This is a genomic window from Streptomyces sp. NPDC001927 (assembly GCF_053594455.1).
In genome coordinates this window covers 466,063-491,135 of record NZ_JBSFEN010000003.1, presented here as the reverse complement: position 1 = coordinate 491,135, position 25,073 = coordinate 466,063, and the positions used below count along the sequence as shown (strand labels likewise).

At 71.8% G+C, this 25,073-nt stretch carries 20 protein-coding genes; 6 read left to right on the top strand and 14 right to left on the bottom strand.

Going from position 1 to position 25,073, the window contains the following annotated elements; all coding sequences use genetic code 11:
* Positions 1–26 precede the first annotated feature (26 nt).
* The 4 genes from ACWCO8_RS09615 to ACWCO8_RS09600 all read right to left on the bottom strand — a co-directional run bounded on the left by ACWCO8_RS09615 (position 27) and on the right by ACWCO8_RS09600 (position 4,290).
* Positions 27–977, bottom strand: coding sequence for a cytochrome c oxidase assembly protein (locus tag ACWCO8_RS09615; RefSeq protein WP_362009889.1), 951 nt, complete (start codon positions 975–977; stop codon positions 27–29).
* Positions 978–1,092: 115 nt separating this feature from the next.
* On the bottom strand, positions 1,093–2,118 hold the full coding sequence (locus ACWCO8_RS09610) for a 6-phosphofructokinase (protein ID WP_362009891.1): 1,026 nt from the start codon (positions 2,116–2,118) through the stop codon (positions 1,093–1,095).
* A gap of 176 nt (positions 2,119–2,294) precedes the next feature.
* Positions 2,295–3,023 (bottom strand): type 1 glutamine amidotransferase, encoded by a 729-nt coding sequence (locus tag ACWCO8_RS09605; protein WP_362009894.1) that lies wholly within the window; start codon positions 3,021–3,023, stop codon positions 2,295–2,297.
* A 19-nt stretch (positions 3,024–3,042) separates the two neighbouring features.
* Complete coding sequence (locus ACWCO8_RS09600; protein WP_362009896.1) at positions 3,043–4,290, bottom strand: Mur ligase family protein; 1,248 nt, start codon at positions 4,288–4,290, stop codon at positions 3,043–3,045.
* Between the two features lie 126 nt (positions 4,291–4,416).
* Here ACWCO8_RS09600 and def point away from each other — a divergent pair, with 126 nt between their 5' ends.
* Entirely contained in the window at positions 4,417–4,989 is a 573-nt protein-coding gene (gene def / locus ACWCO8_RS09595) for a peptide deformylase (RefSeq protein WP_451031767.1), read from the top strand.
* 84 nt (positions 4,990–5,073) lie between these two features.
* On the opposite strand, the gene ACWCO8_RS09590 is transcribed toward def, so the two are convergent.
* Entirely contained in the window at positions 5,074–5,721 is a 648-nt protein-coding gene (locus ACWCO8_RS09590) for a TetR family transcriptional regulator (RefSeq protein WP_362009902.1), read from the bottom strand.
* A gap of 163 nt (positions 5,722–5,884) precedes the next feature.
* Between ACWCO8_RS09590 and ACWCO8_RS09585 the strand changes: the two genes are divergently transcribed.
* Positions 5,885–7,114, top strand: coding sequence for an acyl-CoA dehydrogenase family protein (locus ACWCO8_RS09585; protein ID WP_362009905.1), 1,230 nt, complete (start codon positions 5,885–5,887; stop codon positions 7,112–7,114).
* Between the two features lie 93 nt (positions 7,115–7,207).
* The gene (locus ACWCO8_RS09580) at positions 7,208–7,567 is read left to right on the top strand and encodes a hypothetical protein (protein ID WP_451031766.1); all 360 of its coding nucleotides are present in this window, start codon (positions 7,208–7,210) and stop codon (positions 7,565–7,567) included.
* Positions 7,568–7,662: 95 nt separating this feature from the next.
* Here the strand turns inward: ACWCO8_RS09580 and ACWCO8_RS09575 are convergent, their stop codons facing one another.
* The gene (locus ACWCO8_RS09575; protein WP_451031765.1) at positions 7,663–8,130 is read right to left on the bottom strand and encodes a VOC family protein; all 468 of its coding nucleotides are present in this window, start codon (positions 8,128–8,130) and stop codon (positions 7,663–7,665) included.
* A gap of 84 nt (positions 8,131–8,214) precedes the next feature.
* Between ACWCO8_RS09575 and ACWCO8_RS09570 the strand changes: the two genes are divergently transcribed.
* The gene (locus ACWCO8_RS09570; protein WP_451031764.1) at positions 8,215–9,594 is read left to right on the top strand and encodes a cytochrome P450; all 1,380 of its coding nucleotides are present in this window, start codon (positions 8,215–8,217) and stop codon (positions 9,592–9,594) included.
* Positions 9,595–9,611: 17 nt separating this feature from the next.
* Here the strand turns inward: ACWCO8_RS09570 and ACWCO8_RS09565 are convergent, their stop codons facing one another.
* The 4 genes from ACWCO8_RS09565 to ACWCO8_RS09550 are packed head-to-tail and all read right to left on the bottom strand — an operon-like array spanning position 9,612 to position 14,413.
* Entirely contained in the window at positions 9,612–10,406 is a 795-nt protein-coding gene (locus ACWCO8_RS09565) for a putative protein N(5)-glutamine methyltransferase (RefSeq protein WP_451031763.1), read from the bottom strand.
* Positions 10,407–10,420: 14 nt separating this feature from the next.
* Positions 10,421–10,906 (bottom strand): glutathione peroxidase, encoded by a 486-nt coding sequence (locus ACWCO8_RS09560; RefSeq protein WP_451031762.1) that lies wholly within the window; start codon positions 10,904–10,906, stop codon positions 10,421–10,423.
* Positions 10,907–10,962: 56 nt separating this feature from the next.
* Positions 10,963–11,826, bottom strand: coding sequence for an acyl-CoA thioesterase (locus ACWCO8_RS09555; protein ID WP_451031761.1), 864 nt, complete (start codon positions 11,824–11,826; stop codon positions 10,963–10,965).
* A gap of 13 nt (positions 11,827–11,839) precedes the next feature.
* A complete protein-coding gene (locus tag ACWCO8_RS09550) occupies positions 11,840–14,413 on the bottom strand; it encodes a DEAD/DEAH box helicase (RefSeq protein WP_451031760.1) in 2,574 nt (857 codons plus the stop codon).
* A gap of 71 nt (positions 14,414–14,484) precedes the next feature.
* Here ACWCO8_RS09550 and ACWCO8_RS09545 point away from each other — a divergent pair, with 71 nt between their 5' ends.
* Complete coding sequence (locus ACWCO8_RS09545) at positions 14,485–15,276, top strand: metal-dependent hydrolase (RefSeq protein ID WP_362009925.1); 792 nt, start codon at positions 14,485–14,487, stop codon at positions 15,274–15,276.
* A 50-nt stretch (positions 15,277–15,326) separates the two neighbouring features.
* Here the strand turns inward: ACWCO8_RS09545 and ACWCO8_RS09540 are convergent, their stop codons facing one another.
* Both ACWCO8_RS09540 and ACWCO8_RS09535 read right to left on the bottom strand, forming a co-directional pair.
* The gene (locus ACWCO8_RS09540) at positions 15,327–17,108 is read right to left on the bottom strand and encodes an ABC transporter ATP-binding protein (protein WP_451031759.1); all 1,782 of its coding nucleotides are present in this window, start codon (positions 17,106–17,108) and stop codon (positions 15,327–15,329) included.
* Entirely contained in the window at positions 17,105–18,934 is a 1,830-nt protein-coding gene (locus tag ACWCO8_RS09535) for an ABC transporter transmembrane domain-containing protein (protein ID WP_451031758.1), read from the bottom strand. Before ACWCO8_RS09535 ends, ACWCO8_RS09540 begins: the two co-directional genes overlap by 4 nt.
* 305 nt (positions 18,935–19,239) lie before the next feature.
* Between ACWCO8_RS09535 and ACWCO8_RS09530 the strand changes: the two genes are divergently transcribed.
* Complete coding sequence (locus tag ACWCO8_RS09530; RefSeq protein ID WP_451031757.1) at positions 19,240–20,406, top strand: S1 family peptidase; 1,167 nt, start codon at positions 19,240–19,242, stop codon at positions 20,404–20,406.
* Positions 20,407–20,488: 82 nt separating this feature from the next.
* Here ACWCO8_RS09530 and ACWCO8_RS09525 read toward each other — a convergent pair whose 3' ends face one another.
* Both ACWCO8_RS09525 and ACWCO8_RS09520 read right to left on the bottom strand, forming a co-directional pair.
* Positions 20,489–21,916, bottom strand: coding sequence for a Gfo/Idh/MocA family protein (locus ACWCO8_RS09525; protein WP_451031756.1), 1,428 nt, complete (start codon positions 21,914–21,916; stop codon positions 20,489–20,491).
* A 214-nt stretch (positions 21,917–22,130) separates the two neighbouring features.
* Entirely contained in the window at positions 22,131–25,055 is a 2,925-nt protein-coding gene (locus tag ACWCO8_RS09520) for an FAD-binding and (Fe-S)-binding domain-containing protein (protein WP_451031755.1), read from the bottom strand.
* Positions 25,056–25,073 lie beyond the last annotated feature (18 nt).

The following is a 25,073-nucleotide window of genomic DNA, read 5'->3' as shown; positions in this document are numbered from 1 at the left end:
CTCCCGTGCGACGATCTCCTGCCCGTCTACCGCCCGCGGCTCTGGAGCGAGGCCAGATAGGCGTTGTACGCCTCCAGCTCCTTGTCCCCGTCCCGGTCGGCGGCCCGGTCCTTGCGGACGGCCTGCCGCTGCTCGGAGTGGTACCACTGGTAGACCAGCGCGATCAGCACCAGGACCGACGGGATCTCGCTGAACGCCCAGGCGATGCCGCCCGCCGCGTTCTGGTCGGCGAGCGCGTCGATCCCGAGCGAGGCCGGCGGGTTCGCGTACGCCTTGATCATCGGCTCGCTGCCCATCATCAGGGCGATGCCGAAGAAGGCGTGGAACGGCATGCCCGCGAAGAGCTCCAGCATCCGCATCACATAGCCGGGGCGGTGCGGCCCCGGGTCGATGCCCATGATCGGCCAGAAGAAGACCAGGCCGACGGCGAGGAAGTGCACCATCATCGCGATGTGGCCGATCTTCGAACCCATCAGGGTGTCGAAGAGCGGGGTGAAGTAGAAGCCGTACAGGCTCGCGATGAAGAGCGGGATCGTGAACGCGGGGTGCGTGATGATCCGCATGTAGCGGCTGTGCAGCAGCATCAGGAGCAGCTCGCGCGGGCCCTTGTCGCCCCGGGGCGCGACCGGCAGCGCGCGCAGCGCGAGCGTCACGGGGGCGCCGAGCAGCAGCAGGATCGGCGAGAGCATCGAGATGACCATGTGCTGCACCATGTGCACGCTGAACATGACCATGCCGTAGTCGTTGAGCTTGGTGCACATCATCAGCGCGATGCTCAGGACGCCCAGGGTGAAGAAGATCGTCCGGTTCAGCTGCCAGCTGTCACCGCGCCCGCGCAGCCGCGCGACACCCCAGCCGTACAGCGCGAGCCCGACGACGCAGGCGATGAGGAAGAACGGGTCGGGCGAGAACTCGAGCCCCCGTCCCAGCGTGAACGGCGGCAGATCCATCGTCATGCCGTGCCCGCTGTGATCCATCTGTGTACTCCTGGAGCCCGATTCGCGCTTGTTGTCCGCACCAGACTAGAACCGCCCCCGTTCGCGGCTGCGACCGGGGGCGGTTCGTGGTGTCGGTACGGAGGCGTACGCGCGGTCAGAGCACGGTCTCGGCCTCGGCGTAGCGCTCGGACGGAACGGTCTTCAGGGTCTCCACGGCCTGGGCCAGCGGAACCATCTCGATCTCCGTGCCGCGCAGCGAGGTCAGCATGCCGAACTCGCCGCGGTGCGCCGCCTCCACCGCGTGCCAGCCGAAGCGGGTGGCGAGCACCCGGTCGTACGCGGTCGGCGTGCCGCCGCGCTGGACGTGGCCGAGTATCACCGGGCGGGCCTCCTTGCCGAGCCTCCGCTCCAGCTCCACGGAGAGCTGGTTGGCGATGCCGGTGAAGCGCTCGTGCCCGTACTGGTCCTTGGCGCCGACCTCGAAGTTCATCGAGCCCTCGCGCGGCTTGGCGCCCTCGGCGACGACCACGATCGCGAACCGCTTGCCGGCCTCGAAGCGGGCGCCGACCCGGGCGGTCAGCTCGTCGATGTCGAAGGGGCGCTCCGGCACGACGATCGCGTGCGCGCCGGCGGCCATGCCGGAGTGCAGGGCGATCCAGCCGGTGTGTCGGCCCATGACCTCGACGATGAGGACGCGCTGGTGGGACTCGGCGGTGGTCTTCAGCCGGTCGAGGGCCTCGGTCGCCACGCCGACGGCGGTGTCGAAGCCGAAGGTGACGTCCGTCGAGGAGATGTCGTTGTCGATGGTCTTCGGGACGCCGACGATCGGAAGGCCGGCCTGCGAGAGCAGGTTGGCCGCCTTCAGGGTGCCCTCGCCGCCGATCGGGATGATCGCGTCCAGGCCCAGGTCGGCGACGTGGCCGCGGGCGCGCTCGACGCCGTCCACCAGGTGCGCGGGCTGGACCCGGGAGGAGCCGAGGATGGTGCCGCCGCGGGCGAGGATGCCGGCGACCGCGTCAAGGTCGAGCTTGCGGTAGTCGCATTCCAGGAGGCCCTTCCAGCCGTCGTGGAAGCCGATGACCTCATCCCCGTGGTCGACGACGGCACGGTGCACGACGGAACGGATGACGGCGTTCAGACCGGGGCAGTCGCCCCCGGAGGTGAGCACACCAATGCGCATAGCCCAAATACCTTTGCAACGTGGGCCGACTCCCGGACCACGTCGTCCGGTTGGATCCCCGCCACCCTATCGGTGCTGGGAGGCGGGGCCGAACCCGATGTCCGCAGATTGGACACCGTATTTACTTACGAATCCCATGGGCGTAGGGGCGCTCAGACGTGCACTCCGCCCGAGGGTCAGGCGGGCTGGGTCGCCGCCGCGATGCGCTCGGCGCGCAGCGCCTCGTACCACCGGTCGTCGGTCGGCGGCAGCGCGTTCACATCGAGGGCCAGCTTCAGGAGTAGGTCCGCGATCTGCGGGTTGCGGGCCATGACCGGGCCGTGCATGTACGTGCCGAAGACCGTGTCGTTGTACGCGCCCTCGGTGCCGTCGCCGGTGCCGTTGCCCCGGCCCAGGATCGTCCGGGCGAACGGGCGGGCCGTCGGGCCGAGGTGGGTGATGCCCTGGTGGTTCTCGAACCCGGTGAGCTGGGGCAGGCCGAGGCGCGGGTCGATGTCCGCGAGGACGTCGCCGACGCACCGGTCGCCCTCGCCCCGGGTGGAGATCACGTCGATCAGACCGAGGCCGGGCTCGCGCTCGCCGAGGTCGTTGATGAACTCGTGGCCCAGGATCTGGTAGCCGGCGCAGACCGAGAAGATGATCGCGCCGTTGGACGCGGCGCGCTCCAGGCCGCCGTCGCGGCGCAGCCGCTCGGCCGCGAGCCGCTGCGGCCGGTCCTCGCCGCCACCGATCAGGTAGATGTCGCCGGAGGTCGGCACCGGCTGGTCGCTGCGGACGTCGACGCGCTGGACGTCCAGACCGCGCTGGCGGGCGCGGCGCTCGACGACGAGGGCGTTGCCCTGGTCGCCGTACGTGCTGAGCAGGTCCGGGTAGACCCAGACCAGGCGCAGGCTGCTGTCACTCATGCTGCAAGTCCTCTACGGGTCAGTTGCCGACGCGGCGGCGGACGTCCTGGAAGGCGGTGTAGTTGGCGATCAGCTCGATCTGACCGGGCGGGGCCAGCTGGACCGCCTCGTCGAGGGACTCGCAGACGCGGAAGTCCACGCCCGCGACCTCCAGGCGGACCGCCAGGTCGAGCTTGCGGTCGCCGAGGACCATGATCGGGTGGCCGGCGAGCCGCCCGTAGTCCACGTCCCACAGCCAGGAGGTGTCCGTGCCGTCGGCGCCGCGCGCGTTGACGGAGAGGATCACCGGCGTCGGCGGCTGGTCGATGAGGGAAAACGTTTCGAGCCAGCCGGCCGGGTTCTTCGCGAGGAGCAGCCGCAGCTCACGGTTCTGGAAGCTCACGACGTCGTAGCGGCCGGCCACGGCCTGCACCTGGTACATGCGCTCAAGGGCGACCTGCGGCGGGACGCCGAAGACGGCGGCGACGGCGGCCGAGGTGGCGGCGTTGGCCTTGTTGGCGCGGCCGGGCAGCTGGAGGTGGATCGGCCAGGCGGAACCGTGCGGGTCGAGCACGTGGTCGCCGTTGAGCGCCCAACTCGGCGCCGGGCGGCGGAATCCGCACTCGCCGCAGAACCAGTCGTCGCCGGGGCGCTGCATCACACCGCCGCAGGAGGGGCACGACCAGGCGTCGTCCTTCCACTCCTGGCCGGCGGCGACCCACACGACGTTGGGGGAGGAGGAGGCGGCCCAGACGATCAGCGGGTCGTCGGCGTTGGCGATGACGACGGCCTTCGTACCGCTCAGACCCTCGCGCCACTTCTCGGCGAGCATCCGGGTCTCGGCGGCGCGGTCCAGCTGGTCGCGGGAGAGGTTGAGCAGCGCGATCGCCTTGGGCGTGGTGTCCCGGGCGACTCCGGCGAGGTACTTCTCGTCGACCTCGATCACGCCGTACTTGGCGTCCGAGCCGCCGGCCAGGGCCGAGGTGATGCCTGCGGGCATGTTCGCGCCGAGCGCGTTGGAGACGACGGGCCCGCTGGCCCGCAGCGCCTCGGCGATCAGCCGGGTCGTGGTCGTCTTGCCGTTGGTCGCCGAGACCAGGACGACGTCCAGATGCTGGGCGAGCCGCGCCAGCAGATCGGGGTCGAGCTTGAGCGCCACCCGGCCGCCGATCACGGATCCGCTGCCGCGTCCGGCTGCCCGCGACACCGCGGCCGCGGCCTTGCCCGCCGTCACGGCCAGCTTGGCGCGCGGCGACAACGGCTCTGGATTACCGGGGTGTCCTGACATCTTCCTTGTTCCTCCTTGCGTCGGTCCGGGCTCAGCCTATCGAGATCCGGCCAGCGACCCGAACTGCGGCACCGCTGGACCCCGCGCCGAAACGACGAGGTCACAGCGGACCGTACCCTTACGCCCATGCGAAACCGGCCGATCCCCGGCAGTTCCGGCCACGTCCGAGCGATGACCCTGCTCGGCGAACCGGTGCTGCACACCCCCTGTGAACCCGTCGTCGACTTCGGTCCCGAGCTTGAGCGCCTTGTCGAGGACATGTTCGCCACGATGTACGCGGCGAACGGCGTCGGCCTCGCGGCCAACCAGGTGGGCGTGGGCCTGCGGGTCTTCGTGTACGACTGCCCGGACGACGACGAGGTGCGCCACCTCGGGCACCTGGTCAACCCGCGCCTGGTGGAGGCGGACGGCGACGTGATCCGGGGCGCCGAGGGTTGCCTGTCCCTGCCGGGCCTGGAGGCCCCCACGCCGCGCTACGACCGCGCGGTCGTCGAGGGCGTGCTCCTGGACGGCACCCCGGCACGCGTCGAGGGCACGGGCTTCTTCGCCCGCTGCCTCCAGCACGAGACGGACCACCTGGAGGGTGGGGTGTACGCGGACCACGTGACGGGGTGGCGCGGCTCGCGCCTGCGCCGCGCGATCCGGAAGGAGCCGTGGGGGCGCGGCGCGGAGGTCGCGGAGGTCCTGGCCAGGTCCTAGGGGGCGTCTCGCCGATCAGGCCGGGCTGACGGCTTCTAGGGCCTCTCGTTTGGATCATGCCGGGCTCGCGGGCCCTGGCACCGCCTAGAACCCCGGCGCCCCGTCCTTGTCGCCGGCCTCCGCCAGGCGGCCCCACAGGAGGTCCGCCAGGGCCTGGACCAACTCGGCGCGGGAGCACGGGCGTTCGCCGAGCCACCAGTCGCCGGCCGCGTGCATCATGCCGACGATGCCGTGGCCCCAGATCCGGGCCTGGGCGTCGCCGACCGGGCCGAGGTCGATGCGCTCGGCGATGACCTGGCCGAGCTCCTCGCCCATCCGCCGCAGCACCGGCGCCGAGTGGCGGCCCACGTCGAAGCCCTGCTCGGCCTGGTGCGTCTCCTCGGCCGGGTGCATCAGGAAGCGGTAGACCTGCGGCAGCGCCTCGATCGAGGCGAGGTAGGTGTCGAGCGTGGACTCGACCCGCCTGCGCCGGTCGGCCGGCGCGTCGAGCGCCGCCCGCAGCGCGGCGAGCAGCGCGTCGGTGTGCCGGGTCGCGAGCGCCCGGTAGAGCCCGCCCTTGTCGCCGAAGTGCCGGTAGAGGATGGGCTTGGTGATGCCCGCCTCCGCCGCGATGGCGTTCATCGAGGCCTTGGGGCCGTCCCGGAGCACGACCCGGTCCGCCGCCTCCAGCAGTTCACGGCGCCGCTGATCGGCCGGCTTCTGCTGTTCGGTGGTCCGGTGTGTGGTCTCCATAGCGCGTCTCCCCGCCCGTGCGAATTCCCTGAGGCTGTCGCAACGTAACACCCGAGCGGCACCCGGTGCCGCGCCGCCCGGAGTGCTCCGTCGCAGGTTGACAGGGCCTACCCGTGAGTAACACACTGCTGTTACCGCAAGTAACGCACTGCTGGGAGGGAACATGACCGAGTTCACGCTCGATCTCAATGACGACCAGAAGCAGGTCCGTGACTGGCTGCACGGATTCGCCGAGGACGTGATGCGCCCCGCCGCCGCCGAGTGGGACGAGCGTGAGGAGACTCCCTGGCCGATCATCCAGGAAGCCGCCAAGATCGGCATCTACTCTCTCGATTTCTATGCCCAGCAGTTCTTCGACCCGACCGGCCTCGGCATCCCGATGGCGATGGAGGAGCTCTTCTGGGGCGACGCAGGGATCGCCCTCTCCATCGTCGGCACCGGCCTCGCCGCCGTCGGCGTCCTCGCCAACGGTACCGAGGAGCAGATCGGCACCTGGATCCCGCAGATGTACGGCGACGTCGACGACGTCAAGGTCGCCGCCTTCTGCTCCTCCGAGCCCGACGCGGGCTCCGACGTGGCCGCGATGCGCACCCGGGCCGTCTACGACGAGGCCAAGGACGAGTGGGTCCTCAACGGCACCAAGACCTGGGCGACCAACGGCGGCATCGCCAACGTCCACGTCGTCGTCGCGGCCGTGGACCCCGAGCTCGGCTCCAAGGGCCACGCCTCCTTCATCGTGCCGCCGAACACCCCGGGCCTCTCCCAGGGGCAGAAGTTCCAGAAGCACGGCATCCGCGCCTCGCACACCGCCGAGGTCGTCCTCGAGAATGTCCGGATCCCCGGCCACTGCCTGCTCGGCGGCAAGGAGAAGCTGGACGAGCGCCTCGCCCGGGCCCGTGAGAAGGCGAAGGCCGGTGGGGGTGAGCGCGTGAAGAACGCGGCCATGGCCACCTTCGAGGCCTCCCGCCCCGCCGTCGGCGCGATGGCCGTCGGCACGGCCCGCGCCGCGTACGAGGTCGCTCTCGACTACGCCAAGACCCGTGAGCAGTTCGGCCGCCCGATCATCGACAACCAGGGCGTCGCCTTCCAGCTCGCCGACATGCGCACCCAGATCGACGCCGCCCGGCTCCTCGTCTGGCGCGCCTCCTGGATGGCGACCACCGGCAAGCCCTTCACCTCGGCCGAGGGCTCGATGTCCAAGCTGTACGCGAGCGAGGTCGCCAAGAAGGTCACCGGCCAGGCCATCCAGATCCTCGGCGGCAACGGCTACACCCGCGAGTACCCGGTGGAGCGCATGCACCGCGACGCGGCGATCTACACGATCTTCGAAGGCACGAGCGAGATCCAGCGTCTGGTGATCGCCCGCACCCTCTCCGGGATGCCGATCCGCTGAGCGAGGGCGACCCTCGAACGTGCGTTCCCTCCGGGCGGGTTCGGCCGTTATGATCTTGGTCGTAGCAATCGCCGTACATCCCTGGGGGGAACCATGAACGTGCTCAAGAAGGCCGCCACCACCGTCGGGGCCGCCGCCCTGGCCTTCGCCGGAGTGCTGGGGACCGCCGGCCAGGCGTCCGCCGCGTCGAACGGTCAGCAGATCCACTTCCACGACACCAGCGGCTCTGTCTACTCGATCCGCATCCAGGGGTTCAACCAGAACGGCGACGTGGCCTCGGGCTGCTTCTCCACCCCGGGCCGGGACACCTGGGTCGGCGGCTGGTGGTGGAAGGGCGAGGTCACCGTCACGTTCTACAAGTCCGCCGGCTGCTCCTTCGCCACGTACTACGGCGACACCAACGCCTGGGTGCCCACCTCGCAGAGCGGCGACTGGACGAGCGTCTACTCCTGACCTTCGCCGTACTTGTCCTGACCCACAGCCGTACGCGATGACGGGCCGCCGGTTCTCCGACGGTCCGTCGTCGCACGCCGGCCCGGTACGACGGGTCACACGACGCAGAACTCGTTGCCCTCCGGGTCCTGGAGCACCACCGCGTAGTAGTCCATGCCGTCGGGCTCGTCCATCGTGTACAGGATCGTCGCGCCCAGGGCCGTCAGACGCGCGACCTCGCCGTCCACGCGCTCGCGCCGCAGCGCGAGCGGGACCTCGCGGCCGCCGCCGACCTTCAGGTCCAGGTGCACCCGGTTCTTGACCGTCTTCGGCTCCGGGACCTGCTGGAACCAGACCCTCGGCCCGATCCCCTTCGGGTCCACGATCGACTCGGGCAGGTCGCCGGCCCCCTCGGGCAGCTCCTCGTCGGGCACCCCGAGCGCCTCCCAGTACGCGCGCCAGGTCGCGTACCCCTCGGGCGGCGGCTGCGGTACGTAGCGCAGGGCCTCCGCCCAGAAGGGGACGAGGCGTTGGGGCTCCGCGCAGTCGATGGTGATCTGCATCGTCATCTCGATCGGTTCCATGGGACGAGTCTCCACGACCCCACTGACAGTCGGCCCGAGCTGCGGGACAATCGCCGCCGGTGACGATCAAGGGGGAACGTACCCATGGCTACGACCACGACAGCCATCCCGGGACCGGCGGGGCTTCCGCTGCTCGGCTCGATGCTCGACCTCAAGAACGACTCGCTCGGCACGTTCCTGAACGCCCAGCGCGCCCACGGAGACGTCGTCCGGATCACGGCAGGACCGCCGGGGGTGCGCGCCGTCATCTACGGCATCTTCTCCGCGGAGGGGGCCCAGCAGGTCCTCGCCACCCAGTCCGCCAACTTCCGCAAGGACAACGCCTTCTACCAGGAGCTCCGCGAGTCCTTCGGAAACGGCCTGCTGACCAGCCAGGACGAGGACTATCTGCGCCAGCGCCGACTCGTCCAGCCGCTCTTCACCCGCCGCCGCGTCGACAGCTACGCCGAGGCGATCGCCGTCGAGGCCGCGACCCTCACCGAGGAGTGGCGCACCGCGCCCGACTCCACCGTCGACGTCCTCGACGAGATGGCCCGGCTCGCGCTCCGCGCCGTCGCCCGCATCCTCTTCGGCACGGACGTCGAGGCCGCCGTCGCCATCGTCGAGCGCGCCTTCCCGGTCATGGGCGACTACGTCCTGCGCCGCGGCTTCTCGCCCCTCAACGTCCCCCGCGACTGGCCCACCCCCGGCAACAAGCGTGCCGCCGCCGCGCACGCGGAGCTGTACGCCGTCTGCGACCGGATCATCGCCGAGCGGCGCGAGGCCGGCGGGGCGGCCGCCGGGGGCGACGAGGCGCAGGACCTGCTGACCCTCCTCGCCGAGGCCGAGAGCGCCGAGGACGGCAGCTTCGACGCCCAGGAACTGCGCGAGCAGGTCCTCGTGTTCCTGCTCGCGGGCCACGAGACCACCGCCACCTCGCTCGGCTTCGCCCTCCACCTGCTGGCCCGCCACCCCGACCAGCTCAAGCGCGCCCACGAGGAGGTCGACCGCGTCCTGGCCGGCCGTACTCCGGGCGCCGCCGACCTCGACGCCCTGCCCTTCCTCACCCAGGTCCTCAAGGAGGCCATGCGGCTCTTCCCGGCCGGACCGGTCATCGGCCGCCGCGCGGTCGCCGCGATCGAGATCGACGGGCACACCATCCCGGCCGGCGCCGACGTGATCGTCGCCCCGTGGGTCACCCACCGGCACCCCGCGTACTGGGAGGACGCGGAGCGCTTCGACCCCGACCGCTTCACGCCCGAGGCCGAGGCGGCCCGCCCCCGCTACGCCTGGTTCCCGTTCGGCGGCGGCCCCCGCGCCTGCATCGGCCAGCACTTCTCGATGCTGGAGTCGGTCATCGCGCTCGCGATGATCCTGCAGAGCTACGACCTGGAGGCGATCGACACCGAGGTACCGGTCGACTCCGCCGTCACCCTCCGCGCCGCGGGCCCGGCGCGCTGCCGTCTCACCCGCCGCGCCACGTAGGGCTGTCGGGCCGGGCGCTACGGGCGGGTCGCGACGACCACCGTCGCGTACAGCTCCTCCGAGGTGATCACCCGGGGCGCCAGGCCGTGCCCGGCGACCGCCTCGACCGCGCGGGCCGCCTGCTGCTCGGACGTCTCGACCAGCAGGTGGCCGCCGGGCGCCAGCCAGTCGGCGGCCTCCGCCGCCACCCTGCGCAGCACGTCGAGCCCGTCCGCGCCGCCGTCGAGCGCGACCAGCGGCTCGTGCTCGCGCGCCTCGGGCGGCAGCAGCCCGATGTCCTCGGTCGGTACGTACGGCACGTTGGCGACCAGGACCTCGACCCGGCCGCGCAGCCCGGCCGGGAGCGGGGCGAACAGGTCGCCCTCGAAGACCCGGCCGCCGCGCGGCTCGATGTTGCGCCGTGCGCAGCGCACGGCGGCGGGCTCGATGTCCGAGGCGTACACCTCGGCGCCCGGCACGGCCGAGAGCAGCACCGCCCCGGCCGCGCCCGACCCGCAGCACAGGTCGACACAGAGCGCCCCGGGCCCGGCCAGGGCCACGGCCTGCTCGACGAGGAACTCCGTACGCCGCCGGGGCACGAACACGCCCGCGTCGACATCGACGCGCAGCCCGGCGAAGGCCGCCCAGCCCACGACGTGCTCGATGGGCAGGCCGCCGGCCCGCCGCTCGATCATCGCGTCGAGTGCGGCGGCGTCCTCGGCGGTGGCGAAGAGCAGCTCCGCCTCGTCCTCCGCGAACACGCAGCCCGCCGTGCGGAGGCGGGAGACGGTGCCGTCCCACAGCGGGCCGGCCGGGTCGAGCGCGGTGGACATGTCCGATCGACCCATCAGGCGGACAGCAGCGCCTCGATGGCGGCGACGACCTCGGGGGCCTCCGGCTCGGTGCGCGGACGGAAGCGCGTGACCTGCCCGTCGCGGCCGATCAGGAACTTCTCGAAGTTCCACTGCACGTCCCCGGACTCGCCCTCCGCGTCCGCGACCTGGGTCAGCTCCGCGTAGAGCGGGTGCCGGTCTGCGCCGTTCACATCGGTCTTCTCCAGGAGCGGGAACGTCACGCCGTACGACGTGGAGCAGAAGGTCTGGATCTCCTCCGCGCTGCCCGGCTCCTGGCCGAGGAACTGGTTGCACGGCACACCGAGCACCGTGAAGCCGCGCTCCCCGTACTCCTTCTGCAGCCGCTCGAGCCCTGCGTACTGCGGCGTCAGACCGCACTTGGAGGCCACGTTGACGACCAGGACGGCCTGGTCGCGGTAGTCGGCGAGCGAGGTCGGGTCACCGGTCAGGGTGCGCAGGGGGATGTCGTACAGGCTCATGGTCGGCTCCTCGTCGAGACGCGGTACTGGGCTGCGTTCACCCTACGACCCCCTGGTCACAGCTTCCGGAACAGCCCCTCCTGGACCACCGACACCAGCAGCCGGCCCTCGCGGTCGTAGATCCGGCCCCGGGCCAGTCCACGGCCGCCCGTCGCGATCGGGGACTCCTGGTCGTAGAGGAACCACTCGTCCGCGCGGAACGGGCGGTGGAACCACATCGCGTGGTCCAGGGACGCCATGTCGAAGCCGCGCGGCCCCCACAGCGGCTCGACCGGGATGCGGACCGCGTCCAGGAGCGTCATGTCGGAGGCGTACGTCAGCGCGCAGGTGTGGACCAGCGGGTCGTCGCCGAGCGGGCCCACCGCGCGCATCCACACGGCGCTGCGCGGGTCCGCGCCGGTGACCTCGTCCTTCGTCCAGCGCAGCCGGTCCACGTAGCGGATGTCGAAGGGCTGGCGCCGGGCCATCCGCTCCAGCGCCTCCGGCAGCACGCCCAGGTGGTCCCGGATCTCGTCGGCGAGCCTCGGCAGCGTCTCCGGGTCCGTCATGTGCCGGGGCGGCAGCTGGTGCTCGAAGCCCGCCTCCTCCGGCAGATGGAAGGAGGCGGTCAGGTTGAAGATCGTCCGGCCCTGCTGGACCGCCGTGACCCGGCGGGTCGTGAACGAACGACCGTCCCGCACCCGCTCCACCTGGTAGACGATCGGTACGCCGGGCCGGCCGGGCCGCAGGAAGTACGAGTGCAGCGAGTGCACCGGCCGGTCGCCCTCCGTGGTCCGCCCGGCGGCCACCAGGGCCTGCCCGGCGACCTGGCCGCCGAAGACCCGCTGCAGCGACTCCTGCGGGCTCTGGCCACGGAAGATGTTGTCCTCGATCCGCTCCAGATCGAGCAGGTCGACGAGGCTCTCGGCGGGATTGGTCACCTGTCTGCTCCTTCTACAGCTGTCCGACGGACGTCACGCGGACGACCGCGCGGCCCTCCTCGTCGGAGGCCGCGAGATCCACCTCCGCGCTGATGCCCCAGTCATGGTCGCCGTTCGGGTCGGCGAAGGTCTGCCGGACGCGCCACAGCCCGTGCGCCGCGTCCTCCTCGATGTTCAGCAGCTTCGGGCCGCGCGCGTCCGGGCCGGTGCCCAGGTCGTCGTACTCGTCCCAGTACGCGTCCATCGCGTCGCCCCACGCGTCCGCGTCCCAGCCGGACTCGGCGTCGAGCTCGCCCAGCGCGTCCACGTTGTCCAGGGCCGCCAGCTCCACCCGGCGGAACATCGCGTTGCGCACCAGGACCCGGAAGGCGCGCGCGTTCGCCGTGACCGGCTTGACCTGGTCGGCCTTCTCCTGCGCCTCCTCGGCCGTCTGGATCTCCGGGTTCGCCAGCTGCTCCCACTCGTCGAGCAGCGAGGAGTCGACCTGGCGCACCATCTCGCCCAGCCACTCGATCAGGTCCTGGAGGTCCTCGGTCTTGAGGTCGTCCGGGATCGTGTGGTCGAGCGCCTTGTACGCGCTCGCCAGATAGCGCAGCACGATGCCCTCGGTCCGGGCCAGCTCGTACCAGGAGGTGAACTCCGTGAAGGACAGCGCCCGTTCGTACATGTCACGGATGACGGACTTCGGCGACACCGGGTGGTCGCCCACCCACGGGTGCGACTTCCGGTACACGTCGTACGCGTGCCAGAGCAGCTCGTCCAGCGGCTTCGGGTACGAGATGTCCTGGAGCCGCTCCATGCGCTCCTCGTACTCGACCCCGTCCGCCTTCATCTGCCCGACGGCCTCGCCGCGTGCCTTGTTCTGCATGGCGGCCAGGATCTGGCGCGGGTCGTCGAGCGTCGACTCGACGACCGAGACCATGTCCAGGGCGTACGAGGGGGATTCGGGGTCGAGCAGGTCGAACGCGGCCAGCGCGAACGTCGACAGCGGCTGGTTCAGCGCGAAGTCCTGCTGGAGGTCGACCGTGAGCCGGATCGTGCGGCCCTCGGCGTCCGGGGTGGCCAGCTGCTCCACCACACCGCCGTCGAGCAGCGAGCGGTAGATCGCGATGGCCCGGCGGATGTGCCGCAGTTGCGCCTTGCGCGGCTCGTGGTTGTCCTCGAGCAGCTTGCGCATCGCGTCGAAGGCGTTGCCCGGGCGGGCGATCACGGAGAGCAGCATGATGTTGGTGACCTTGAAGCGGGAGGTCAGCGGCTCGGGGTCGGCGGCGATCAGCTTCTCGAAGGTGGTGTCGCTCCAGGCGACGAAGCCCTCCGGGGCCTTCTTGCGCACCACCTTGCGGCGCTTCTTCGGGTCGTCGCCCGCCTTGGCCAGCGCCTTCTCGTTCTCGATGACGTGCTCGGGCGCCTGCGCGACCACGAACCCGGCCGTGTCGAAGCCCGCCCGGCCGGCCCGGCCCGCGATCTGGTGGAACTCCCGCGCGCGCAGCGTCCGCACCCGGTTGCCGTCGTACTTGGTGAGCGCGGTGAACAGCACCGTACGGATGGGGACGTTGACGCCCACGCCGAGTGTGTCCGTACCGCAGATCACCTTCAGCAGACCCGCCTGCGCCAGCTTCTCCACCAGGCGCCGGTACTTCGGCAGCATGCCCGCGTGGTGCACGCCGATGCCGTGCCGGACGTAACGCGACAGGTTCTGGCCGAACTTGGTGGTGAAGCGGAAGTTGCCGATCAGCTCGGCGATCTTGTCCTTCTCCTCGCGCGAGCACATGTTGATGCTCATCAGCGACTGCGCCCGCTCGACGGCCTGCGCCTGCGTGAAGTGGACGATGTAGACCGGCGCCTGCTTGGTCTCCAGGAGCTCGGTCAGCGTGTCCGTGATGGGCGTGAGCTCGTACTCGTACGATAGCGGCACCGGCCGCGTCGCGGAGCGGACCACCGAGGTGGGCCGGCCCGTGCGCCGGGTCAGGTCCTTCTCGAACATCGACACGTCGCCGAGCGTCGCCGACATCAGGACGAACTGCGCCTGCGGGAGTTCCAGGATCGGGATCTGCCAGGCCCAGCCTCGGTCCGGCTCCGCGTAGAAGTGGAACTCGTCCATGACGACCTGGCCGATGTCGGCGTGCTTGCCGTCCCGCAGCGCGATCGAGGCGAGGACCTCGGCCGTGCAGCAGATGACGGGCGCGTCGGCGTTCACGGACGCGTCGCCGGTCAGCATGCCCACGTTCTCGGTGCCGAAGAGCTTGCACAGCTCGAAGAACTTCTCCGACACCAGCGCCTTGATCGGCGCGGTGTAGAAGGTGACCTGGTCATTGGCCAGCGCCGTGAAGTGCGCACCCGCCGCGACCAGCGACTTTCCCGAACCGGTGGGCGTGGACAAGATCACGTTCGCCCCGGAGACCACCTCGATCAGCGCCTCTTCCTGGGCCGGGTAGAGCGTGATGCCCCGGCCCTCCGCCCAGGAGGAGAAAGCCTCGAAGAGGGCGTCGGGGTCGGCGTTCGGCGGCAGCTGATCGATAAGGGTCACGCCCCCATCTTGCCTGGATTCCGCCCGGATGAGGGAACCGGCCACCGGCCGGAAGATCACGGACGATACGCTGACCCGTCGACCGGTCGTCAACTGAGCGCCGGCACCGGAGGAATGGGGCGGGGACAACCATGATGGGACCGGCGCACTCGCTGTCCGGAGCGGCGGCCTGGCTGGGCGTCGGAGCGGCCGCGGCCGCCGCCGGCCACCCCATGCCGTGGCCGGTTGTCGTCGTCGGAGCGCTCATCTGCGCGGGCGCGGCCCTCGCGCCCGACCTCGACCACAAGTCCGCGACCATCTCGCGCGCCTTCGGCCCGGTCTCCAAGGGCCTGTGCGAGATCGTCGACAAGCTCTCGTACGCGGTCTACAAGGCGACCCGCTCCACCGCCGACCCCCGCCGCTCCGGCGGGCACCGCACGCTCACCCACACCTGGCTCTGGGCGGTCCTCATCGGCGCCGGAACCTCGGTCCTGGCCATCACCGGCGGCCGCTGGGCGGTCCTCGCCATCCTCTTCGTCCACGTCGTGCTCGCCGTGGAAGGTCTGCTGTGGCGGGCCGCCCGGATGTCCAGCGACATCCTGGTCTGGCTGCTGGGCGCCACCAGCGCCTGGATCCTCGCGGGCGTCCTCGACCAGCCGGGCAACGGCGCCGACTGGCTCTTCACCGCGCCCGGGCAGGAGTACCTGTGGCTGGGCCTGCCGATCGTCCTCGGCGCCCTCGTGCACGACATCGGCGACGCCCTGACCGTCTCCGGCTGCCCGATCCTGTGGCCGATCCCGGTGGGGCGCAAGCGCTGGTACCCGGTCGGCCCGCCGAAGGGCATGCGGTTCCGCGCGGGCAGCTGGGTCGAGCTGAAGGTGCTGATGCCGGCGTTCATGCTGCTCGGCGGCGTGGGCGGGGCCTCGGCGCTCGGATATCTGTAGGACCGTGAAACGTGTGGGCCCGCCCCTCCCGGGGCGGGCCCACACGCATGTCACCCGTGCCACGACCTCCACAGCGCCGCGTACGCGCCGTCCGCCGCGACCAGCTCGTCGTGGCTGCCCAGCTCGCTGATCCGGCCCTCCTCCACCACCGCGATCACGTCCGCGTCGTGCGCCGTGTGCAGCCGGTGGGCGATCGCGACGACCGTACGGCCGTCCAGGACCCGGGCCAGCGAGCGCTCCAGATGACGGGCCGCCCTCGGGTCGAGGAGCGAGGTCGCCTCGTCCAGGACCAGCGTGTGCGGGTCCGCGAGGACAAGGCGGGCCAGGGCGATCTGCTGGGCCTGCGCCGGGGTGAGCGCGAGCCCGCCCGAGCCGACCTCGGTGTCCAGGCCCTCCTCCAGGGCCCGCGCCCAGCCGTCCGCGTCGACCGCGCCGAGCGCCGCCCACAGCTCGCCGTCCTCCGCGCCCGTCCGCGCGAGCAGCAGGTTGTCGCGGAGCGAGCCGACGAAGACGTGGTGCTCCTGGTTGACCAGGGCCACGTGCTCGCGGATCCGCTCGGCCGGCATGCTCGCCAGCTCGGCCGCGCCGAGCGTCACCGAACCGGTGCGTGGGGCGTAGATGCCCGCGAGCAGCCGGCCGAGCGTCGACTTGCCGGCGCCCGAGGGGCCGACGAGCGCGAGCCGGGTGCCGGGGGCGAGGTCCATCGACACCTGGTGCAGCACGTCGACGCCCTCGCGGTAGCCGAAGCGCACCTCGTCGGCCCGGACGTCCCGGCCCTCGGGGCGCACGGCCTCGTCGCCCGCGTCCGGCTCGATCTCGTGGACGCCCACGAGCCGGGCCAGCGACACCTGGGCCACCTGCAGCTCGTCGTACCAGCGCAGGATGATCCCGACCGGATCGACCAGCATCTGGGCCAGCAGCGCGCCCGTGGTCAGCTGACCGACGTCGATCCAGCCCTGGAGCACGAACACCCCGCCTAGCAGCAGGACGCCCGACAGGACGAGGGTGTGGGTGAGGTTGACGACCGGGAACAGCACCGAACGCAGGAAGAGGGTGTACCGCTCCCACGCCGTCCACTCGCGGATCCGCCGGTTCGACAGACCCACCCGCCGGCCGCCCAGGCGGTGCGCCTCGACCGTGCGGCCCGCGTCGACCGTCTCGGCGAGGACCGAGGCGACCGCCGCGTATCCGGCGGCCTCCGAGCGGTACGCCGACGGCGCCCGCCGGAAGTACCAGCGGCAGCCGACGACGAGCAGCGGGGCCGCGATCACGATCGCCACGGCGAGCGGGGGCGCGGTGACGAGGAGACCGCCGACCAGCAGACCGACCCAGACGACACCGATCGCCAACTGGGGGACGGCCTCCCGCATGGCGTTGGCGAGCCGGTCGATGTCCGTGGTGATACGGGACAGCAGATCACCGGTCCCGGCCCGCTCCAGGACGCCGGGCGGCAGCCCGACCGACCGGACGAGGAAGTCCTCGCGCAGGTCGGCGAGCATCTCCTCGCCCAGCATCGCGCCGCGCAGCCGGACCAGCCGCACGAAGAGGGTCTGGACGAGGAGAGCGGCCACGAACAGGGCGACCGTGCGCGTCAGGTGGAGCTCGCGCGACCCCTCCGAGAGCCGCTCGACGACCGTGCCGAGGAGGTACGGGCCCACCATCGAGGCGGTCACCGCGATCGCGTTCACGCCGACGAGCAGGGCGAACGCCGTACGGTGGCGGCGCAGCAGCTCGCGTACGTAGCCGCGCACGGTCGCCGTCGTGCCCACGGGCAGGGTCGTCGCCGACGTGGGGGCCGCCGGGTCGTACGCCGGTGGCGCCAGGCCGATCATGCCGACTCTCCTTCCAGCTCGGCCTCGAGCTTCTCGTCTTCGAGGTTCGTCTCCAACACCTGTTTCTCCAGGGCCTGTTCGTCGTCCGTCTCGCGGGTGACGACGGCCCGGTAGCGCGGTTCGGTCCGCAGCAGCTCGCGGTGGGTGCCGACGGCCACCACCTCGTCGTCGTGGACCAGAGCCACCCGGTCCGCCCGGTCCAGCAGCAGCGGCGAGGACGCCAGGACCACCGTCGTACGCCCCTCGCGCAGCCCGTGCACCCCGGCGGCGACGCGCGCCTCGGTGTGCGAGTCGACCGCCGAGGTCGGCTCGTCGAGCACCAGCACCTCCGGGTCCGTCACCAGGGAGCGGGCCAGCGCGAGGCGCTGGCGCTGGCCACCGGAGAGGGACCGGCCGCGCTCGGTGATCCGCGTCCGCATCGGGTCGCCGTCGGTGTCCACGGACGCCTGCGCGAGCGCGTCCAGGACGTCCCCGCACTGCGCCGCCGCGAGGGCGTCGTCGGGCGTGACCTTGCCCGAGGAGGGCACGTCGAGGAGCTCGTGGAGCGTGCCGGAGAGCAGGACCGGGTCCTTGTCCTGGACCAGGACGGCCGTACGGGCGGTGTCCAGGTCCAGTTCGTCGAGCGGCACCCCGCCGAGCAGGACCGAGGTGTGGCCCTCGCCCGGCTCCGTCGGGTGGCCGCCGAGCCGGTCCGCGAGCCGGCCGGCCGCGTCCGGGTCGCCGCAGACGACGGCGGTGAAGCGGCCGGCGGGCGCGAGCAGACCGGTCACCGGGTCGTACAGGTCGCCCGTCGCCTCGCCGTGCCCGTCCACGGGCGCCGTCGTCGTACTGGTCCGGGCGAGTCCGAGGACCCGGGCCGCGCGCTTGGCGGAGGGCCGGGAGAAGGAGTACGCCATGGCGATCTCCTCGAAGTGCCGCAGCGGATGGAGCATCAGCGCCACCGCGCCGTAGACCGTGACCAGTTCACCGACCGCGATCCGCCCGTCGAGCGCGAGCCGCGCCCCGTAGGCGAGCACGCCCACCATGAGCAGACCGGGGAGCAGGACCTGGACGGCCGCGATCAGGGCCCACATCCGGGCGCTGCGGACGGCCGCGCGCCGGACCTCCTGGGAGGCGGCGCGGTAGCGGCCGAGGAACAGCTCCTCGCCGCCGATGCCCCGCAGCACCCGCAGCCCTGCCACGGTGTCGGAGGCCAGCTCGGTCGCCCGGCCCGCCTTCTCGCGCTGGACGTCGGCCCTGCGCGTGGCGCGGGGGAGGAGTGGCAGGACGGCCAGCATCAGCACCGGCACGCCGACCGCGACGACCACGCCGAGGGCGGGTTGGTAGACCACGAGGCCCACGCAGACCAGGACCACGGTCAGCGCGGCGGCGGCGAACCGGGACAGCGCCTCGACGAACCAGCCGATCTTCTCGACGTCGCCGGTGGAGACGGCCACGACCTCACCGGCGGCGACCCGCCGGGTGAGGACCGAGCCGAGTTCGGCGGTCTTGCGCGAGAGGAGCTGCTGGACGCGGGCGGCGGCGGTGATCCAGTTCGTCACGGCGACGCGGTGCAGCATCATGTCGCCGACCGCGATGCCCGCGCCGAGCACGGCGAGCAGCCCGCCCACGAGCGCGAGCCGTCCGCCGTCGCGGTCCACGACGGCCTGCACGGCGAGGCCGACGGCGAGGGAGAGGCCGACGATGGAGAGCTGCAGGAGCAGACCCCACAGAAGTGCCTTCACCTGACCGCCCAGTTGACGGCGGCCGAGCCAGAGGAGGAACCGGGTGCCCGAGCGGACATCGGGGACCCCTGGGTCGGCGTACGGTAGATCGCGAATCTGCATGGCGTCCCGGGATTCCGATGTGTCGGGGGATGGCTGAAACCGTGCAAGGTTCGCGCCGGGCGACGGCCCTCGGCAACCGATTTTCCGCATCGAGGTACAGAACAGGCCAAGGTCGGCCAGACCCTCCCGGCTCTCGCGCGGCCGCCCTCGTTTTCGCCACGGACCCCTGTGCAGCCATCGGCGGAGCCCCTACTCTCTCCCTCCAGAGAGCGCTCTCAACGCGCCACTCGGAGAGTTCTCGGCACCGCCATGAGCACCTGATGTTCCCACCCCACGCCACAGGAACAGCAGAAGGGTTCACGACTGTGAGACGAACCAGTGGAACCGGCCGCGCCGGGAGAACCGGCATACGGACCGTCCTCTCCGCCCTCCTCCTCGTCGCCACCTGGGGCGGCGCCGCGCTCGCCCCCTCGACCGCCGCCGCCGCGGCCCCCGACCCCGATGCCTCACCCGGACTGATCGCCGCCATGCAGCGCGACCTCGGCCTCACCGAACAGCAGGCGCGCACCCGCCTCGCCCAGGAGAAGGCGGCGTTCGCCGTCCAGCCCTCGGCCGAACGGGCGGCGGGCGCCGACTTCGCCGGCACCTGGTTCGACGCCGACAGCGGCAGGCTCACCGTCGCTGTGACGAACCGCCAGAAGGCCGAGGCCGTACGGAAGACCGGCGCCGACGCCCGGGTCGTCACCCACTCCGCCGCCCGGCTCGACGCGGTCAAGCGCCGCATCGACCGCCTCAAGGCACCCGCCGCCGTGGGCAGTTGGCACGTCGACGTGCGCACCAACCAGGTCGTCGTCCAGGTCGCCGCCGACCGGGCCGGCAAGGCCGACGTCAAGGCCTTCCTCGACCGCGCCCGCGCCGCCGGACCCGTACGGGTCGAGACGGTGAACGCGACGCCGACCACCTTCGCCGCCGGGACCGTCGGCGGAGACCCGTACTACACCCACCAGTACCGCTGCTCCATCGGCTTCTCGGTGTACGGCGGCTTCGTCACGGCCGGGCACTGCGGCACCCCCGGCACCTTCGTGCGCGGCTGGGACGGCTCCGACATGGGCTGGTTCCAGGGCTCCTCGTTCCCCGGCGACGACATGGCGTGGGTGAGCACCGGCTACGGCTGGTGGACCGTGCCCGTCGTGCTCGGCTGGGGGCAGACCTCGGACCGGCTGGTGCGCGGCTCGTGGGAGGCCCCGGTCGGCTCCTCCATCTGCCGCTCCGGCTCCACGACCAAGTGGCACTGCGGCACGGTGCTCGGCAAGAACGAGACCGTCAACTACGACGTGGGCGCGGTCCATCAGATGACTCGCACCGACGTCTGCGCCGAGGGCGGCGACTCGGGTGGCTCGTTCATCACCGGCGACCAGGCCCAGGGCGTGACGTCCGGCGGCTGGGGCAACTGCTCCTCGGGCGGCAACACCTGGTTCCAGCCGGTCAACGAGATCCTGGGCCGCTACGGGCTGACCCTGCACACGGCGTGACCGGCCGTACCCCCTGATCTGTCGCCTCCCCGCGGCAGAGACGGCCGCACCCGCTCCCGGAGCGGGTGCGGCCCTCGTCGTCCTAGGCGGGCTTCACCGAGTCCATACCGGAACGGGCCTTCGTCCACTCGCCGCGGGTGAAGTCGGGGATCGCCTGCGGCGCGCCGTTGGCCTTGATCGAGTCGTGGCTGAGCGGCACTGGGGCCGTCCAGGTGGCCGCGTCGTAGACGTCGAAGTCGGGGACCAGACCGAGCCGCATGCACTGCATCAGCCGGTAGATCATCATGTAGTCCATCCCGCCGTGACCGCCCGGCGGATTGGCGTGCTCCTTCCAGAGCCAGTGGTCGAACTCCTGCGCGTACGCCGCGAAGTCGCCCCACTGGTGCCCCTGGTGGTCCGGCTCCAGATAGATCCGCTCCGGATAGTCCTCGAACACGCCCAGCGTGCCGCCCAGGCTGTTGATCCTGCTGTACGGGTGCGGGGTCGAGACATCGTGCTCCAGGCGGATCACGCGACCCTTCGCCGTCTGGACCAGGCTGATCGTCCGGTCGGCGCCGATGTACGACTCCTTCCAGCTAGGGTCGCCCGCCGGCATGTGCTTCGCCCGGTAGTCGGCGAGCCCGAGCGCCGGGGTGCCGAAGCTGCTGATGCTGACCACCCGGTCGCCCCGGTTGACGTCCATGTAGTTGGCGACCGGACCGAAGCCGTGGTTCGGGTACAGGTCGCCGCGCAGCCGGGTGTGCCAGAGCCGGCGCCACGGGCCCTCGTAGTACGTCGACGAGAACATCAGCTCGCGCAGATCGTGGTTGTACGCCCCCGCACCGTGCAGCAGCTCGCCGAACCTGCCCGCGTGCGCCATCCGCAGGACGCGCATCTCGTTGCGGCCGTAGCAGCAGTTCTCCAGCTGCATGCAGTGGCGGCGGGTCTGCTCGGAGAGGTCGACCAGCTCCCACAGGTCCTTGAGCGTCATCGCGACCGGACACTCCACGCCGACGTGCTTGCCGTTCAGCAGGGCGGCCTTCGCCATCTCGAAGTGGAGCTCCCACGGCGTCGCCACATAGACGAAGTCGATGTCCGTGCGCTTGCAGAGGTTCTCGTAGTCGTCCTCGCCGTTGGTGTACACGGCCGGCGACGGCTGTCCGGCGGCGACGACCTTGGCGGCGGCGCGCTCCGTCTTGTCGCGGACCGGGTCGCAGACCGCGACCACCCGCACCCCGGGGAGGACGAGGAAGAGATCGATCACGCTGTCGCCCCGGTTGCCGAGGCCGACGATCCCGACCCGGACCGTGGAGCGCTTGGTGAAGGGGACGTTCGCCATGGTGGCGCCTCTGCGACGGGGCGTCCCGGCGGTCTGCCCGGCGGGCTGCGCGGCGGCGGTGGCCGTCTCCGGCGCGGCGGCCTCGGCGCTTCCGGTGCCCAGGGCGCCGAGGCCGATGCCCGCTCCCGCGACCCCGGCCGTGGTCCGCAGAACGGAGCGGCGGCTCGGCGGCTGCGGTGCGTTGTCGTTCATGGAACCTCCAGTAGCTGTGTGCACGGCTGGCTCATGAATCCCGCTCAGGACCCTGGCCGCAGGGACTGGTGGTGCGCAAGGGTGCGGATTGGACTCTTGCGACGGGTGGTTGGACTCTTCCATTCCGCGTCGCCGGACCATGCGGACGACAAGGGTCCCTCACCCACATGGGGCAAGGGACCTCGTCATCCGTCGGCAAAAGGGTGACGCGCCGTCAGGGACGCGTCGCGCGCTCCAGGGCGAGCAGGGCCGACTGATAGCTCCGGCCCGTCGCCCGGTCCATGCCGATCTCGCACATCCGGTTGGCCGACAGATGGAGAGCGAACGGACGCGCCGTCACCTCGGCCGCCTCACGGGCGGTCGCCGAGGCCGTCAGCTCCGGATGCAGCATGCCCCGGTCGCCCGCGAAGGCGCAGCAGCCCGCGTCGGCCGGTACGACGACCTCCTCGGCGCACGCCCGCGCGAGCGCCGTCAGCTGCTCCTCGTCCCCCAGATGCCGCATCGAGCAGGTCGGGTGCACCACCGCCGACTCCACCGTGCGACGCACGTCGAGCCGGGGCAGCAGCTCGTCCGCCGCCCAGACCAGGGAGTCGACGACGGTCAGCGCCGCGTGCAACTCCCGGTTGTCGTCCGTGAGATACGGCACCACCTCATCGGCGATGCCGAGCGTGCACGAGGACGCGTCGACCACCAGCGGCAGCCGCCCGCCCGCCGTCCAGCCCCAGGCCGCCTCCACGATCCGGTTGGCCATCACCTCGTTGCCCCGCTCGTACCCCTTGGAGTGCCAGATCGTCGCGCAGCACGTACCGGCCACGTCGTCCGGGATCCACACCGGCCGGCCCGCCCGGCCGGAGAGCGCCACCACCGCCTCCGGCAGCGACGGCCCCCGCCGCCCCTGAGGGCCACCGAAGATCCGGTTCACACAGGCCGGGTAGTACACGGCGACGGCCGCCGGGCGGTGCGTCCGGGGGAGCCGGCGGCCGGCCGCGCCCGGGATCTCCGGCAGCCACTCCGGTACGAGATCGGGCCGGACCACCTTGCGCGCCAGACCGGTCGCCGCCCCCAGGATCCGGTCGCCGATCCGGTCGGCCGCCGCGACGGCGAGCCGCGCCGAGGCCTCCACGGCCCGGAAGTTCCTGGCCGCGAGCGCCGCGATCCGCTCCTCGCGCGTCGAGTGCCGCTGATGGCGGAACTCCTTCATCAGCGCCCCGGTGTCGATCCCGACCGGGCAGGCCAGCTTGCAGGTGGAGTCGCCGGCGCAGGTGTCCACGGCGTCGTAGCCGTACGCCTCCAGGAGGTTCGCCTCGACGGCGGAGCCGTCGGCCTGGCGCATCACCTCCCGGCGCAGCACGATGCGCTGCCGCGGAGTCGTCGTCAGATCCTGGCTGGGACACGTCGGTTCGCAGAAGCCGCACTCGATGCACGGGTCGGCGATGTCCTCGACCCGCGGGATCGTCTTCAGGCCCCGGAGATGGGCCTGCGGGTCGCGGTCGAGGACGATCCGCGGGGCCAGCACCCCGTCGGGGTCGACGAGCTCCTTGATCCGCCACATCAGCTCCGTCGCCCTCGGCCCCCACTCCAGCTCCAGGAACGGGGCGATGTTGCGGCCGGTCGCGTGCTCGGCCTTGAGCGAGCCGTCGAACCGCTCGACCGTCAGCTTGCAGAACTCGTCCATGAACGCGGCGTACCGCTCCACGTCCGCCGGGTCGCCGGCGTCGAAGGCCAGCAGGAAGTGCAGATTGCCGTGGGCGGCGTGACCGGCCACGGCCGCGTCGAAGCCGTGCCGGGACTGCAGCTCCAGGAGGTCGGCGCAGGCCTCGGCGAGCCGGGCCGGCGGCACGGCGAAGTCCTCCGTGATCAGCGTCGTACCGGAGGGCCGGGAGCCGCCCACCGCCGTCACGAACGCCTTGCGGGCCTTCCAGTACCCGGCGATCCTGCCGGGGTCGCGGGTGAGCGCGTTGTCCACCGACGCGACGGGCGCGACGAGCTCGAGCTCCGCGAGAACGGCGGCGGCCGCCCGCTCGTACGCCTCCTGCGCCGCGGTGTCCGGGGCGCGGAACTCCACCAGGAGCGCCGTCGTCTCCTTGGGCAGCTCCGCCCAGTCGGTGGGCACGCCCGCGACGCTGACCGAGGCCCGCAGCGTGTTGCCGTCCATCAGCTCGACCGCGAGCGCCCCGGCCTCGTTGAAGCGCGGCACGGCGGCGGCAGCGGCGGTCAGCGAGGGGAAGAAGAGCAGCGCCGTGGAGACCTGGCGGTCCAACGGGAGCGTGTCGAAGACGACCTCGGAGATGAAGCCGAACGTGCCCTCCGAGCCGACCATGAGCCCGCGCAGGATCTCCACCGGCGTCGCGCCGTCCAGGAAGGCGTCCAGGCGGTAGCCGTTGGTGTTCTTGATGGCGTACTTGGCGCGGATCCGGTCCACCAGCTCCGCGTCCGCCTCGATCTCGGCCTTCAGCTCCAGCAGCCCCGCGCAGAGGCGGGGCTCGGCGCGGGCGAGCTCCTCGTCGGCGGCCGGGTCGCCGGTGTCCACGACGGTCCCGCTCGGCAGGACGACGGTGAGGGAGGAGACCGTACGGTACGAGTTCCTGGTCGTCCCCGCCGTCATGCCCGAGGCGTTGTTGGCGACGACCCCGCCGATCGTACAGGCGACGGCGCTCGCCGGGTCGGGGCCGAGGACCCGGCCGTACCGGGCGAGGGCCGCGTTGGCCCGGACGACGGTGGTGCCGGGGCGGATCCGGGCGCGGGCGCCGTCGTCGAGGACCTCGACACCGACCCAGTGCCGCCGCACGTCGACGAGGATGTCCTCGCCCTGCGCCTGCCCGTTCAGACTGGTCCCGGCCGCCCGGAACACCACCTCGCGGCCCTTGCCGTGGGCGTACGACAGGACGGCGGAGATGTCGTCGATGTCCTCCGCGACCACGACGACCTGCGGCACGAAGCGGTAGGGGCTGGCGTCGGAGGCGTACCGCACGAGGTCGGAGATCTTCGAGAGGACCTTCTCGGGGCCGAGGAGCGCGACCAGCTCCTCCCGCAGTCGGCGCGGGGTGCCCCGGGACTGGAGGTCGGGAACCCGGTCGGGGGCGGGAGTGCGCTCCGTACCGGGGCGCAGGGCCTGCGGGTTCGGCTCCAGCAGTGGCATGTCACGGCTCCCCTCGGC

What these genes read in the sequence shown, in the direction of transcription:
- ACWCO8_RS09525 (WP_451031756.1), bottom strand. Translation starts at nt 21,916, where the DNA reads ATGAACGACAACGCACCGCAGCCGCCGAGCCGCCGCTCCGTTCTGCGG.
- def (WP_451031767.1), top strand. Translation starts at nt 4,417, where the DNA reads ATGCGAAACCGGCCGATCCCCGGCAGTTCCGGCCACGTCCGAGCGATG.
- ACWCO8_RS09585 (WP_362009905.1), top strand. Translation starts at nt 5,885, where the DNA reads ATGACCGAGTTCACGCTCGATCTCAATGACGACCAGAAGCAGGTCCGT.
- ACWCO8_RS09580 (WP_451031766.1), top strand. Translation starts at nt 7,208, where the DNA reads ATGAACGTGCTCAAGAAGGCCGCCACCACCGTCGGGGCCGCCGCCCTG.
- ACWCO8_RS09615 (WP_362009889.1), bottom strand. Translation starts at nt 977, where the DNA reads ATGGATCACAGCGGGCACGGCATGACGATGGATCTGCCGCCGTTCACG.
- ACWCO8_RS09590 (WP_362009902.1), bottom strand. Translation starts at nt 5,721, where the DNA reads ATGGAGACCACACACCGGACCACCGAACAGCAGAAGCCGGCCGATCAG.
- ACWCO8_RS09610 (WP_362009891.1), bottom strand. Translation starts at nt 2,118, where the DNA reads ATGCGCATTGGTGTGCTCACCTCCGGGGGCGACTGCCCCGGTCTGAAC.
- ACWCO8_RS09535 (WP_451031758.1), bottom strand. Translation starts at nt 18,934, where the DNA reads ATGCAGATTCGCGATCTACCGTACGCCGACCCAGGGGTCCCCGATGTC.
- ACWCO8_RS09570 (WP_451031764.1), top strand. Translation starts at nt 8,215, where the DNA reads ATGGCTACGACCACGACAGCCATCCCGGGACCGGCGGGGCTTCCGCTG.
- ACWCO8_RS09540 (WP_451031759.1), bottom strand. Translation starts at nt 17,108, where the DNA reads ATGATCGGCCTGGCGCCACCGGCGTACGACCCGGCGGCCCCCACGTCG.
- ACWCO8_RS09600 (WP_362009896.1), bottom strand. Translation starts at nt 4,290, where the DNA reads ATGTCAGGACACCCCGGTAATCCAGAGCCGTTGTCGCCGCGCGCCAAG.
- ACWCO8_RS09575 (WP_451031765.1), bottom strand. Translation starts at nt 8,130, where the DNA reads ATGGAACCGATCGAGATGACGATGCAGATCACCATCGACTGCGCGGAG.
- ACWCO8_RS09545 (WP_362009925.1), top strand. Translation starts at nt 14,485, where the DNA reads ATGATGGGACCGGCGCACTCGCTGTCCGGAGCGGCGGCCTGGCTGGGC.
- ACWCO8_RS09520 (WP_451031755.1), bottom strand. Translation starts at nt 25,055, where the DNA reads ATGCCACTGCTGGAGCCGAACCCGCAGGCCCTGCGCCCCGGTACGGAG.
- ACWCO8_RS09560 (WP_451031762.1), bottom strand. Translation starts at nt 10,906, where the DNA reads ATGAGCCTGTACGACATCCCCCTGCGCACCCTGACCGGTGACCCGACC.
- ACWCO8_RS09565 (WP_451031763.1), bottom strand. Translation starts at nt 10,406, where the DNA reads ATGTCCACCGCGCTCGACCCGGCCGGCCCGCTGTGGGACGGCACCGTC.
- ACWCO8_RS09605 (WP_362009894.1), bottom strand. Translation starts at nt 3,023, where the DNA reads ATGAGTGACAGCAGCCTGCGCCTGGTCTGGGTCTACCCGGACCTGCTC.